The following is a 12,374-nucleotide window of genomic DNA, read 5'->3' as shown; positions in this document are numbered from 1 at the left end:
TGATCTTGGTCTCTTTAATTTGGTGACCACAACGGTGCAGACTAGTGACACTCTTGTGCGATGTGGTGGCGATTATGCACTTAACTTTGAATTGGGAGGCCAGACTCAAGCTCTAGAGACAGAACGTGGTGTTCAGTTCTCGCGTGCTTTAGCCCAATTATGCAGCGTATCAACCATATTAGTCTGTATTGGAATATCCATTTGGATCTGGTTTGGACAGGGGTTATTTCCTGCTTCATTGTTGCGAGAATACCGAATTGGTATAACGTGCTTACTCCTTTTGATGATCTTCTGTGAGTGTATCTCTGCATCAGCTTGGGAAGTCCTGTTGGTTAGTCACCGCACATCCCCACTGGCACTGAGACAAGGCCTATTCTATCCCCTACGTTTACTATCTGCCGCATTCTTATCCTTATATGCTGGTGTCTTTGGGGCAATGGCTGGATGGACCCTAATCGCTTTTGCACAGTGCTTGTGGCTGAAGAGGCTTTTGGGCCACCTCTGGACACCGCTAAGCATCTGGCCGCTACTACGTCCCAGTCTGGATCAACTCTTAAAACGCGGTTTCCCTTTCTACGCAGCGAACTTGCTAGCCTCAATGATCTTCTATCCCTTGCTAATCAGAGTGGCTAATGGATCGGGGTTAGCTGATATTGGCTACTTGCGAGTTGGCCAGATTCTCCAACAGTTGTTCGCTTTCCTTCCCGCGACACTTGTACCAGTCTTGTTTCTTAGGTTGCGAGGTGAATCAACCTTTGCACATCAAGTACAACAATTGGAAAAACCTTTACGTATTATCTGGTTCGTGCTTCTGGAGGTTCTTCTGGCTTATTCCATTTTCGATCAATTCATTATCTCATGGCTATTTGGGACCGACTTTACCTCAGCAATTCTACCGACGCGTTTGTTGTTAATCACCGCACTGTTCGAATCTCTTTCTCAATTAGTAGTTCAGCCACTGCTAGCTTCAGGCAAAGCCCGGGACTATGGGATTTGGCAGAATGTTTCAGCTATTATTGCTGCTGTGTTGGGCTGGCTCTGGATTCCTACGGCTGGGATTGCCGCCTACTTGATAGTTCGTTTAATGTATGTCACTATACCCCTATTAGTATTTGGTCTTCCTGTGGCAAAGCACTTGCAGAAGCCACTGAGAATGCTTCCACTCTTACTGACTAGCTCTGCTTTGGCTGTATTGTTGCTGATTCAAAGTATTGAATCATATTCCATAGTCTCTATACCTTACGTATATGCCTTTGTGTTTCTTATGGTCGTCTTGTTTCAACGTCATGACCTCTCCTTTTTGTATACAACTCTGAGAAGTAGAAGTTAATGCGTGTTCTCCACTTTCTGCCGGTATATGTGCCTGCCTGGCAATATGGTGGACCCATTCTTAGCGTTTCTCGTCTTTGTGAGGGCCTTGTTCGTCAGGGTGTTGATATTCGCGTCATTACGACGAATGCTGGTCTCCCTAACTTTCCTCTTGATCAATTAGGTCTTCCGCAGAACGTAAACGGCGTTGAGGTGATTTATTACCCAGTCGATCATAACGTTAGAGTTATCCGCTCAAAGGCATTAGTCAAAGCTTTGCCTTTTCATATGTCCTGGGCCGAACTTCTTCACCTAAGCTCGATTTGGCAGCCACTCGGTGTTCCGATTCAAAAGGCAGCTCATGCCGCTGGAGTACCCGTTATACAAACAACTCGCGGAGCCCTAGGGCCCTATTCATGGCGACGTGGTCTTTGGAAGAAAGTTCCTTATTTTTTGCTCAAGGAGCGTCCATTGCTTCAGCGTGCAGCGGCGTTGCATTGCACCACCACCCAGGAGGTTACTGAGCTTGATTGGCTTTCTCCTAATACCCCAACTTTCACTTTGCCTAATCCTGTAGATCTTTCTCAACTGTCGTGCCAGCCTGCAATTGGAAAAGACTGGCGTAACAGCACTGGAATTCCTTGGGATCAACGACTCTTTCTCGTCTCAGGAAGAATGCACCACAAGAAGGGTCTTGACCTCCTTCCACATGCGCTCAAGGCAATAACACACATACCTTGGCATATCTTGTTTATTGGACAAGACTCAGATGGAACGACTCTTCGTCTTCGTCGTGCATTTGAGCAGAATGGTTTGATTGACCGGTCAACCTGGCTTCCTTCATTGCCCGCTGCGGATTTAATTGCGCCCTATAACGCTGCAGATTGGCTTCTGCTGCCGAGCCGCCATGAAAACTTTGGTAATGTAGTTATCGAGGCACTAGCTTGTGGGTGTGGTGCTTTAGTGAGCGACAAGGTGGGAGTTGGGCACATGCTTGTAGGAACTCCCGGTGTCTATATGGATGTTCGCGATCCAGACAAGTGGACCCAAATGCTTCTCACGGCTTTATCATCCACACGTCCCGGAAAACTATCTGAGTCTTTCGTTAAATCTAATTTCTCTCAATCCCTGATCTCACAAAAAGCTTACCACATCTATCAGCGTATTCTGTCACATGGATAAGCTCTCATCAATAGCTGCAGTTGTGCTAACCCTTAATGAAGAGCATAACCTACCTCGTGCATTGAGCTCTCTTGCATGGTGCGATGAGCTACTTGTGCTTGATAGTGGAAGCGTCGACTCTACAGAGGCCGTTGCAAGGCAAAACAATGCAAGATTCATAGTACACAAGCAAGCAAGGCCGTTTCAAATTACAGAGCAACGAAACTGGGCTCTTGATCGATGTGGTCTCCGCAGCAAATGGGTTCTTTTCATTGATGCTGATGAAGAAGTTAGTCCCGTCCTTGCTGAAGAGATTCGAAAACTTATCACAGCAACTAGTAGATTCAACGCGTATGAACTAACACCCAGGTATTGGTTTCTTGGAAAGTGGTTAAAACGTACGCAAGGGTTTCCCAACTGGCACCCACGTCTTCTTCAGCGAGAAGCGGTGCGCTTTCAAGGTGGTGTTTGGGAATCTTTTTCTGATACTGCTTTGATTTCCAGGATTCACATCCCTTACGAGCACTTTGCTTTTAGCAAAGGAATTGATGACTGGCTCGAACGCCACCAACGTTATTCATCTTGGGATGCCATTGAAATTGACCAGTATCTTTCCACCAAGACACTCCGTTCTTCTAGAAAGCGTCGCCTTCGAGCCCTCACTTCCTCTCTCTGGCTATTGAGGCCATTACTTAGATTTATCCAGAAATATCTCTTTCAATTTGGTTTTCTTGAGGGCTGGCAAGCACTGCTCTATTGTTTGCTTATAAGCTTTTATGATCTGATGACCATCACTAAGCTTATTCAACTTAGACGACATAGGTCGGGGCTTCCGTTATGAGTGACTGTCTTCAGGGCACTGGCAATCTGACTATTATCAGCCAGCATTTTCACCCCAGTACTGCTGCCACCGCCCAATTGATTACAGATTTAGCATCTGGCCTTGCATCTAAAGGTCATCAGGTTCAGGTCTTAACCGAAACTTCTCACAGTGGTGAAGAACTACCCGACCTATTCATTACAAGGAGTCCCTTTTCAGGCTCAGGAAACATCAATATACTTTCAAAGTCGTTAAACGGCCTTACATTTGTTATCTGGTCTCTATTTGAAACCATTACGCGTCGCCGCAATAATGAAGTTATTCTAGTTGTTTCCAATCCTCCATTTATTGCTATCGTTGGCCTGATAGTGCGCTTACTACTTGGAGTTAAGTACATATTTGTTCTTCAAGATCTTTTCCCTAGGTCCGCTCAGCTGACCGGTGTTTTGCCCGCCAGAGGACCTGTCTCTAATGCCTGGGTATTTGTCATTCAGCAAGTCTGCAAATTCAGCTACAAGACAATAGTTCTAAGTCATTCTATGCGTTCTCGTTGCCTGAGTCAGTTCCAGCTGCCGTCTGATCAGGTAACCGTTATCCATAACTGGGCGGTCGAGCAGGCACTGCCTATAGAGAAAAAACAAAACCCAATTGCTCGTGAATGGAACGTTCACAATACATTCACCATTCAGTATTCTGGTAACTTTGGCCGATTGCATGAGATTATCACCCTCCTTGAGACTGCTCGTATTCTAGAGGCAGAGAACTTCCATTTTCTCTTTGTAGGAGGTGGGGCTAAGAGACGACAGATCCGTGAATATACTCAGTACTATGGATTGACTAATGTCTCATTGCACCCTTATCAAGATAGATCTCGTTTACCTTATTCTCTTGGTGCATGCGATGTGGCCGCCATTGGCCTGATACCAGGTAGTGAAGATACTGTTGCCCCCTCAAAATTCTATGGCATTATCTCAAGTGGCAAACCTGTGTTACTCCTGGCCCGCCATAGTACCGAGATAGCAAAGCTTATTATGGCCAATGAGTGTGGCATTGTTCTTGATCCAGGTGATCCTGTAGGCGTAGCCAACTCTCTTCGGTATCTAAATCGCAATCCCTTGATACTCCAGCGCCTTTCGGCCAATGCAAGAAAAACATATAGCCAACACTTTGGAATTGACAAATCCTTGCAAGCATACAATACATTGATTTCGGAGCTCTTCCAAACATCCGAATAATCACTACTACATCCTTTGTAACCTATTCATTTCGGCATCCTTGGGGATCTATCTAATGAGCAACATACATACTGGTTTTGAGACAATTGGCAATGCCACGCTTATCATCCACGATGCAGGCCAGCCTCTCTTGGCGACAGACGTATGGCTTGATGAACATCCTTGTTATTTCGGATCATGGTCCTTACCTTTCAAGGTCCCTGATGAGCAGCGTCAAAACATTAAAAAGTGTCCATACATATTCATCTCACACTTTCACCCTGACCACCTTAATCTGGCGTCGCTGCGCAATTTCAAGCACGCCGTCTTACTAATAGCTCAGCATTGGGGTAGCAGAGTAGAGAAAGAACTTAGAGGTGCTGGTTTTCGCGTAATCGCTCTCCCATCCAAAAAATGGCACTCTATCGGAAACAACACCAGAATCATGTTGTTCAACAATAGTCTACATGACTCCGCCATCCTTGTAGAACTCACAGATCCACTTCGTCGTAAAACTCTTGTGGCCAACCTCAACGATAGTGGTGGAATAGGATTCGAGACCTCCCTACGTAAAATCGCACGGCAGTATTCCAACTCTTTTTATCTTGGGTTGCATGGTTATGGTGATGCTGACATGATCAATCTATTTGATATAACTGGTTCCCGTCTCAACCCTGTTAGGACTGCTGGTCGGCAAATTGGTCGCGAAATTCAGTCATACCTGAATCGTTTTCATCTCAAGGTTGCCATTCCTTTCAGTTCTTTTCATCAATATCAACGACGAGACTCAATTTGGGCCAATCAATATACAACACCCATTGACTCTTACTACGTCGGCTTTCAACCATCTATGTATCAATCCATCCTGCCACCTTTCATCAAAGTCTATCTGAAGGGAGAAACCTACCAGTATGAATCTATTAATCCCCAACCCAATCAAGTGTCTGTACCCATACCAGAGACTGTATTTGGGGATGACTGGTCAACCCAACTCACTCCAGCACAGCTTGCCATGGCTTATGACTATTTCTCCTCGATTCAGCCATTAAGGAAGCTTTTCCACGAGATTCAACTATGTGTTGGAAACTTCACTCACACTGTCTTCCGCGGCTCAGGAAGGTCTTCTATAAGATTTCACGCACCCTCAGCCTCTCTCATGAGAGCAATTAGGACCAATATATTTGACGACCTGCTGATTGCCAACTTTATGCGTGTCTATCTTGATAACTGCAATTCCCTCTATAAACCTAATTTTAATTATCTTGTGACAAAGTATGCAGACAACGGGGGGATCCGAACACATGCTGAACTTAAGGCTATGTTCTCACACTACGAATCTCAACAACCACCCCTGGACTGGTCTATCTCGCAGATGCGAAAGCTTAAGCGGCTATTTATCTAATCTTCTCACGAAACACCTTTCCAACTCTCCCTTGTATTGCCAAAAAAACTATTACTAATGCTTTCATCCTCACTCCTAATCGATTCTCCCCGGTCAAAACCTTTGTTGCTATTCTCATCGCATCAGCTGGATTCTTCCTTAAGCAAATCCTTGCCAGAGCAATATTGATCCATCCGGGAGTAGATCCGCAAATGCGCATATGTAGCTCGTTATGAAGCCTTGCAATACTCAAAAGGCTCCTCTCAACCAGCTCTCTATTTAGGGTGCCACTACCGTCCATCGTGTAGTACCCCATGGGTGATGATATTAACCCAAACTTATCAGTTACTTCAGCCAATCTTACCCACAGGTCGTAATCTTCGATTCCTATCAACTCACGAGACTCAGAGAATCCATTGACTCTTCTCACTAGCTCTGTCTTCGTTACGACACTTGATGTGTTGATTCCATTCCCGTTTGTTATGAGGTCTTCAAGCACATGCCTTCTGAGCCTTCTGGAGACCTTCGTAGTCCTATCTCTGCTTCTATCCTTGCCGTCAGTCAAGTATAAGTCATGGTATACAAAGTCCATTCCCGACTCTATTAGTCTAACAGAAACTTCTAGTTTTTCTGGTAGCCATGGGTCATCTGAATCCATAAACGAAACTAACTCTCCAGTTGCTGCGGCTACTCCACAATTTCTCGAAATCGCGATTACACCATGATTCTGTATCTGTATCATCTTTACTCTTGCATCTTCAAAGGACTCTATCACATCCTTTGTATTGTCCTTCGACATATTGTCTACGACCAATAATTCCCACTCTCTGTATGTCTGACTCAAAACCGACTGAATCGTGTCTCCTAAGCAGTAGCCACGATTGTATGTTGGCATTACAATAGATACTCTTTTCACAGGTCTATCCAAATAGCTTTCTGCTAGTGTCGCACAACCTCTTCATCTCAAATAAGACTACCTCCTCATCGTCCGCCCTTGCAATACTCATTAAGCCTGATGAATGGTCTGTCGAGAATTGAAATGCAGCCTTTTCTGTATTAGCAACTGAACGTATGTCATCCACTCCAAGCCGTCCGCAATAGCACTCTTGGATCAGTTCAGCCAGGCTTTTCATTGATAGCGTCGTACTACTTCCTAAGTTGACTACTTCAACTCTGTGTGCATTAATACCTCTTTCTAACCATGCTGTTATGAAGTTAATCAGCTTTTCCATTGGAAGTATATTCCGCATCACCTTCGGACTTCTCACATCGATCAACCCCTTGGATGCCATCTGTCGCGCAAAGCAATTCGCTGCCAATGACCAGACTGAATCTTTGTTAGTGACTGGCGGACCAAATACATTTGACATTCTTACCATCAGCACTTCTATACCCCGCTGTGATGCAAGCCTTCTCAAGGTAACTTCTGTATTATAATGTGTCTTTCCATAAATAGTAGTAGGAGCTGCATTTGTTCTTTCTGTGATTCTCCCTTCTAAACCTTCGCCATAAACCTTTATTGTCGATAGATACATGAATCTCTTCGTTCCTCCTCTAGCAAGAGCATCTACCGTCGCTACCACTTGTTCTGTATTTATGTAATGTGCCTTATCTGGATTCTGCTCACACTCTCCGGCACTCATTGACGCACAAAGAATAGCAGAATCTATACCCAAATCCTTTATCATATCTACAGTTAACTCATCCTTAGAGGTGACACTCCTCCTTGTCTTATATTCTGCTTCACCCTTATTCCTGAGGCTGATCAGATGGTAGTTCTTTCCAGCTTCATCTAACGCACTAGCCAGACGCTCAGCTATATAACTTGTAGGCCCGACAAGTGCTACTGCCATATCAATCCTATTTGCCTATCCACGGGGTTTTCCTTTCAGATACCCAGATCTCCTCAAGAGTATCCAAGTCTCTTTTAGTGTCCATGCATTGCCAGAATCCATGATGTCTGTAGGCATTTAGCTGATTTCTTTCCGCCAAAGTCTCGAGAGCGTTCCGCTCAAACATCTCCTCTTCGTCTTCTATTAACTCTAGTACTCTCTTGTTCAATACGAAATACCCTCCACTGATCCATCCATCATCCATCTGAGGTTTCTCCGCAAACCTTGTCACCTTATTCTTGGTAATAGTAAGTTCACCGAAACGCGTCGGCGGACGCACGGCCGTCACAGTTGCCAATCCCCCATACTCTTCGTGAAATCTAATTAACTCATCGATGTCTATGTCTGATACACCATCACCGTACGTCATCATAAATGTACTTCCATGAATATAGTCATCAAGTCTTTTAAGCCTTCCACCAGTTGCCGTCTTTTCTCCTGTATCTACTAATGTTACCTTCCAATCAGTGTTGGATGAGTTTATCAATTCTATCGTGCCTTTCTCCAGGTCAATCCTGAAATCTGAGTTGAGCTGTGCGAATCTTAGAAAGTAATCTTTGATAAGCTCACTCTTGTAGCCAAGTGCAATTATGAAATCCTTATGTCCATATTCCGCGAAGCGCTGCATAATGTGCCAAAGAATCGGTTTCCCTCCAATAGGGACCATCGGCTTCGGAATCTTGTCTGTGTATTCCGATAATCGCGTGCCAAGACCTCCGGCTAATATCACTACTTCCATAAGACTGGATCCTTAATTGTCCTCTTGAGCCATAATACCTTAGCCTTTGGCACGTTGAGCATTAGCTCTTTTTGTTCCGCATCCACTTCCTCATCTTGATGCCTTATATCAATGATATTTGCAATGATCGACCCCGCATCTCCTAAACCCTGAAACCCGTACCAATTCATTGGCGGTATAGTTAACCTCTTCTGAGGTTCCCCCCCCAACTCAACAAACCTCCAGCTGGAAAAATCATACTCAGCAATAACAAATACCACTCTTCCACAGGGCACCAAGATGTTGCAAGTGGCCTTCTTGTGAATCTTCCAATATCTCTCTACTCCACACGGAACCAAAGAAAAGTAGGCCTCCCCAAAACCTTTGTATACTTCATCAGAATTCTGCATGAACTTTATAATCGACGTCTCAGTACCCTTTACCATCTCTACATTTGATACTAATACCATGTCACTTGAGCATGTCTACGTACGTACAAATCTGCTCTTTACAAAGTTCTTCCGCTTCCGATCCCTCGTTATGCAAAAAATACCACTCTGATGTCATACTTGCAGTCTGCGTAAAGCTAAGAACTGGTCTCCATTTCAGTCTTGCAGCGGCTTTGTCGCAATTTAGTGCAAGCAGTGAACTTTCGCCAAACTCTGTCTTCCCGTCCGTTTCCGCCCAATCCACTCCTTCCCACTTTAGGCTGAGCTCCCTCACTAAATCCCCTACCCCTCTCGAGTTTGCTGCATCTGGACCAAAGTTAAATGCTTCACCATGAAACGACCGATCGATAGAAAGAGAGTAACCCAACTGCAAGTAACCCCTCAATGGCTCAAGCACATGTTGCCAAGGACGAGTTGACCGAGGGTTTCTTAATTCAACCGTTCTACCTCTCTCCCAGCTCCGGATGCAATCCGGGACCAGTCTGTAATCTGACCAGTCACCCCCACCAATGACATTCCCAGCGCGTGCAGTCGCCAACATCAGCTTATTTCCTTCTTCCATCAGATATGAGTAAACGAATCCACGAACAAGGATCTCAACCGCTGCTTTTGAAGCGCTATACATATCTTTCCCACCGAGCTCATCTTTCTCTCTGTATCCCCACACCCACTCATTGTTCTCATAACACTTGTCACTTGTTATGACCACTAAGCTACACTCTCTATTGTCATTCTTTAGGGCATTCAACAATCTTAATGTACCCATGACATTAGTCTGCCAGGCATCTATCGGATTTTTATGCGCATTTCCTACAATCGCCTCTGCCGCCAAATGAAACACAATATCTGGCTTTATGTTTTTAATAAAAGCCTCTAATCCACCATCCTCACCGATATCGCTTAGCCTCTCTTCCTTCATGAGCTCTGCAACTGACGCATCTCTATACAGAGATCGCTCGCTGGCTGGGAGAGCGTAACCATACACCTGTGCACCCAACATACGTAGCCATATGGCCAGCCATGACCCTTTGAAGCCCGTATGGCCGGTCAGCAAGACCTTCTTCTCCCTGTAATGGTCTAAATAATTCACCGATCAACCACACTCTCCTATGATAGTACTACACAGTTGGGTTTCAACTATCGAGCATATTCTTCTATCAACCTCTCGCATGTCTTTTCCCATCCAAAAACCCCTATCCGTTTGTGCGCTTTCCTTCTAATTGTATCCATCTCAAACCTGCCGTTCGCAACATCTAGAAGTCTCTCAACTATATCTCCTGCAGTTTCTACCTCGATATAATCTTCATCTCGTATCAGCTTTAGTGGAGTTGCTGTTCTGTGTGTCGCCATAACAAGCACCCCCCAGGAAATTGCCTCTAAGATCTTTGATTGCATACCGCTTCCACTGACCATCGGTAGAATTGCCACATCTTTGCTTTTTACCAAATCATACATATTCTCTACAGGTGATATCACAGTTACCCCTTGCCTCGACAACATACTCTTTAGGCCTCGACTGATATTCCTCCCGGCCACGGTTATTCTTATTGAACTATCTCGCCTCCTTACCCTTAGCTCTCTTGCTACATCGATAATTACATGACATGCATCTATATTGGGCCTATAGTCTAGATTCCCAAAAAATATGCACTCGATTCCACTGCATTCTTCAGTTCTTCTCGCTAGTGACTTAATCTCGATGCCAACAGGTATCACTACCTTTCGTATAGTGCTTCCCCCTATATGCTCTAAATCCGGAGTTGCGACTGTAGCCACTGTACTCTTAAACGTATTGCGAACGTAATCTTCTATACCCAACTCCATGCTGTACATTTTCTTGTATTCTTCCCGCAGAAGCAACTTTGCCCACCACCTTTTCTCTATCTTAATCCAGTTCCCGATGTTTAGTGTGTAGGAGTCTATTAGGTCGGCTATAACTCGTGTCTTTTCTGGAGCCAACTTCCACAGTCCAACGCTCCTTATATGAAAAAAGTGAATAGTCGTATAAGACGAGAATATTGTTCCCAGACGCCCACCCCATGACCCAGCTAGCGCAAATGACAGCCAAGTCTGAATAGGCTTCCCTTTCAGCTCGCGGCCTTTCGATAGTAGCCATACAACTATTCTTCTCGCTCCTATCTGTGCAACGATGTCAACGCCTTCCCGGCCCACACCATTCTTGATCTTTATTGAACTCTTGAACAACCCCCACTCAAAATACAATATATCTATCGTACAGCCCATTCGCTCAAGCGTTATCTGTCTATTTCTTACTAGCTTTGTATCACCTTTCTTGCCATCTCCTGGGTCAGATATACATACCATTAATACCCTCATTATGAGTATCTCCCAGCCATCTCTTCCAGCAGAGAGTTGGCTACATCCCTATTTCTTCTGCAAAACCTCCTGTATCGTTCATACCTTTCCTCCCTTCCCCGCTTTCCGTCTGATTCCGAAATCAGCCTGGCAGCTCTCTCAACACACTGACCTAGATCATCTGCCAGATGTATGATTTCGCAATCATCTAAGTTTTCCTTTATTTCACGATATGACCCGATAGACCTTGCAACTACTGGAATGCCGAAACCCAATGCATCAGCAACTGGCATCCCATATCCTTCTTCAGTTGACAATGAGACGACAATATCGCAATCTAAATAGTCCTCCATCAGTTCTTCCTCACTTCGCCCGTACTTTACTGTTACTCTGTCTCGCCTGTCCATCGCCCATCTCGTGAACTCGCCTCTTGCCTTTATTAGTTCTATCCCATAAATTACAAGCTCTATTCTCATTCCTACCCTAGCTTCTAGAGTCTCGTGAAATTCTTTGTATGCCTCATGCGCCTTGTTTTTTGTTGTTCCTGTTACTGTTAGCAGCTTTAATATCTCTTTGCCCCCCCTCTCTCTTCTTGCCTTAACCCTTTCTTTTGTCACCAGCTTTTCAAAAGATGGAGGTGGATATATGACACAGGTCCTCCCATAATCCATGCCTATCCATCGCCTTACTTCACGCTCAGTGTACTGACTATTGAATATTATCCTGCTCGCTTTCTCAATTGAACGTCTCAATATCCAAGAGTTTACTTCTCTTCTTAGCTTCATTCTTGCTCCTAAATGTTCGGTTCCGCACCTCCTTTCCGCATTCGTATCCATTACATCATGGACGACGATAGTAACCTTCCCCCAATCAAGGACCATCCACAACAGCGGCGATACTCTTGAATTTGAAAAATATATCTCTTTTGAACTTACTAATTCTCTCGTATAACCTAGAATTCCAAAGAGCTCCCAAAGCACAAACCAACGAGTCCTCTTATCGCATGTTATTAAAGTACCTTCTACCATTTCCATCAAGTACTCCGCATACTTCGCAATTCCCCTGCCATTTGGTGAAGAGCAAACAACTAGCCGGTCCTTTCTGTGTATTTCCAT

12 protein-coding genes are annotated in these 12,374 nt (G+C 44.7%); 5 read left to right on the top strand and 7 right to left on the bottom strand.

Translation table 11 applies throughout. The annotated features are described in order from the left end of the window. The first annotated feature begins 625 nt into the window (after positions 1-625). Genes H0O22_RS09495 through H0O22_RS09475 form a run of 5 tightly spaced genes read left to right on the top strand, consistent with a single transcriptional unit; the run spans position 626 to position 5,905 of the window. The gene (locus H0O22_RS09495) at positions 626-1,330 is read left to right on the top strand and encodes a hypothetical protein (RefSeq protein ID WP_185186427.1); all 705 of its coding nucleotides are present in this window, start codon (positions 626-628) and stop codon (positions 1,328-1,330) included. Next, the gene (locus tag H0O22_RS09490; protein WP_185186426.1) at positions 1,330-2,490 is read left to right on the top strand and encodes a glycosyltransferase; all 1,161 of its coding nucleotides are present in this window, start codon (positions 1,330-1,332) and stop codon (positions 2,488-2,490) included. Before H0O22_RS09495 ends, H0O22_RS09490 begins: the two co-directional genes overlap by 1 nt. Beyond that, on the top strand, positions 2,483-3,310 hold the full coding sequence (locus tag H0O22_RS09485; protein ID WP_185186425.1) for a glycosyltransferase family 2 protein: 828 nt from the start codon (positions 2,483-2,485) through the stop codon (positions 3,308-3,310). The genes H0O22_RS09490 and H0O22_RS09485 overlap by 8 nt, the downstream gene beginning before the upstream one ends. After that, positions 3,307-4,524, top strand: coding sequence for a glycosyltransferase family 4 protein (locus H0O22_RS09480; RefSeq protein ID WP_185186424.1), 1,218 nt, complete (start codon positions 3,307-3,309; stop codon positions 4,522-4,524). The genes H0O22_RS09485 and H0O22_RS09480 overlap by 4 nt, the downstream gene beginning before the upstream one ends. Before the next feature lie 55 nt (positions 4,525-4,579). Beyond that, the gene (locus H0O22_RS09475; protein ID WP_185186423.1) at positions 4,580-5,905 is read left to right on the top strand and encodes an MBL fold metallo-hydrolase; all 1,326 of its coding nucleotides are present in this window, start codon (positions 4,580-4,582) and stop codon (positions 5,903-5,905) included. Here H0O22_RS09475 and H0O22_RS09470 read toward each other — a convergent pair. From H0O22_RS09470 to H0O22_RS09440, 7 genes are read right to left on the bottom strand one after another with little or no spacing between them, the layout of a single operon-like run. Further along, the gene (locus H0O22_RS09470) at positions 5,898-6,779 is read right to left on the bottom strand and encodes a glycosyltransferase (protein WP_255439578.1); all 882 of its coding nucleotides are present in this window, start codon (positions 6,777-6,779) and stop codon (positions 5,898-5,900) included. The two genes, H0O22_RS09475 and H0O22_RS09470, sit on opposite strands and share 8 nt — an antisense overlap. 25 nt (positions 6,780-6,804) lie before the next feature. Next, a complete protein-coding gene (locus tag H0O22_RS09465) occupies positions 6,805-7,737 on the bottom strand; it encodes an NAD(P)-dependent oxidoreductase (protein ID WP_185186421.1) in 933 nt (310 codons plus the stop codon). Positions 7,738-7,744: 7 nt separating this feature from the next. Beyond that, a complete protein-coding gene (gene rfbF / locus H0O22_RS09460) occupies positions 7,745-8,515 on the bottom strand; it encodes a glucose-1-phosphate cytidylyltransferase (RefSeq protein ID WP_185186420.1) in 771 nt (256 codons plus the stop codon). Beyond that, entirely contained in the window at positions 8,506-8,964 is a 459-nt protein-coding gene (locus tag H0O22_RS09455) for a hypothetical protein (protein WP_185186419.1), read from the bottom strand. The genes rfbF and H0O22_RS09455 overlap by 10 nt, the downstream gene beginning before the upstream one ends. Before the next feature lies 1 nt (position 8,965). Next, the gene (gene rfbG / locus H0O22_RS09450; protein WP_185186418.1) at positions 8,966-10,033 is read right to left on the bottom strand and encodes a CDP-glucose 4,6-dehydratase; all 1,068 of its coding nucleotides are present in this window, start codon (positions 10,031-10,033) and stop codon (positions 8,966-8,968) included. Positions 10,034-10,080: 47 nt separating this feature from the next. Beyond that, on the bottom strand, positions 10,081-11,280 hold the full coding sequence (locus tag H0O22_RS09445; protein ID WP_185186417.1) for a glycosyltransferase family 4 protein: 1,200 nt from the start codon (positions 11,278-11,280) through the stop codon (positions 10,081-10,083). After that, on the bottom strand, positions 11,280-12,374 hold the full coding sequence (locus H0O22_RS09440) for a glycosyltransferase (RefSeq protein ID WP_185186416.1): 1,095 nt from the start codon (positions 12,372-12,374) through the stop codon (positions 11,280-11,282). The genes H0O22_RS09445 and H0O22_RS09440 overlap by 1 nt, the downstream gene beginning before the upstream one ends.

This window comes from Synechococcus sp. LTW-R (assembly GCF_014217875.1).
GTDB lineage: Bacteria > Cyanobacteriota > Cyanobacteriia > PCC-6307 > Cyanobiaceae > Vulcanococcus.
This window is presented reverse-complemented; position numbering and strand designations above follow the sequence as displayed.

What these genes read in the sequence shown, in the direction of transcription:
- H0O22_RS09490 (WP_185186426.1), top strand. Translation starts at nt 1,330, where the DNA reads ATGCGTGTTCTCCACTTTCTGCCGGTATATGTGCCTGCCTGGCAATAT.
- H0O22_RS09485 (WP_185186425.1), top strand. Translation starts at nt 2,483, where the DNA reads ATGGATAAGCTCTCATCAATAGCTGCAGTTGTGCTAACCCTTAATGAA.
- H0O22_RS09480 (WP_185186424.1), top strand. Translation starts at nt 3,307, where the DNA reads ATGAGTGACTGTCTTCAGGGCACTGGCAATCTGACTATTATCAGCCAG.
- H0O22_RS09475 (WP_185186423.1), top strand. Translation starts at nt 4,580, where the DNA reads ATGAGCAACATACATACTGGTTTTGAGACAATTGGCAATGCCACGCTT.
- H0O22_RS09470 (WP_255439578.1), bottom strand. Translation starts at nt 6,779, where the DNA reads ATGCCAACATACAATCGTGGCTACTGCTTAGGAGACACGATTCAGTCG.
- H0O22_RS09465 (WP_185186421.1), bottom strand. Translation starts at nt 7,737, where the DNA reads ATGGCAGTAGCACTTGTCGGGCCTACAAGTTATATAGCTGAGCGTCTG.
- rfbF (WP_185186420.1), bottom strand. Translation starts at nt 8,515, where the DNA reads ATGGAAGTAGTGATATTAGCCGGAGGTCTTGGCACGCGATTATCGGAA.
- H0O22_RS09455 (WP_185186419.1), bottom strand. Translation starts at nt 8,964, where the DNA reads ATGGTATTAGTATCAAATGTAGAGATGGTAAAGGGTACTGAGACGTCG.
- H0O22_RS09445 (WP_185186417.1), bottom strand. Translation starts at nt 11,280, where the DNA reads ATGAGGGTATTAATGGTATGTATATCTGACCCAGGAGATGGCAAGAAA.
- H0O22_RS09440 (WP_185186416.1), bottom strand. Translation starts at nt 12,374, where the DNA reads ATGGAAATACACAGAAAGGACCGGCTAGTTGTTTGCTCTTCACCAAAT.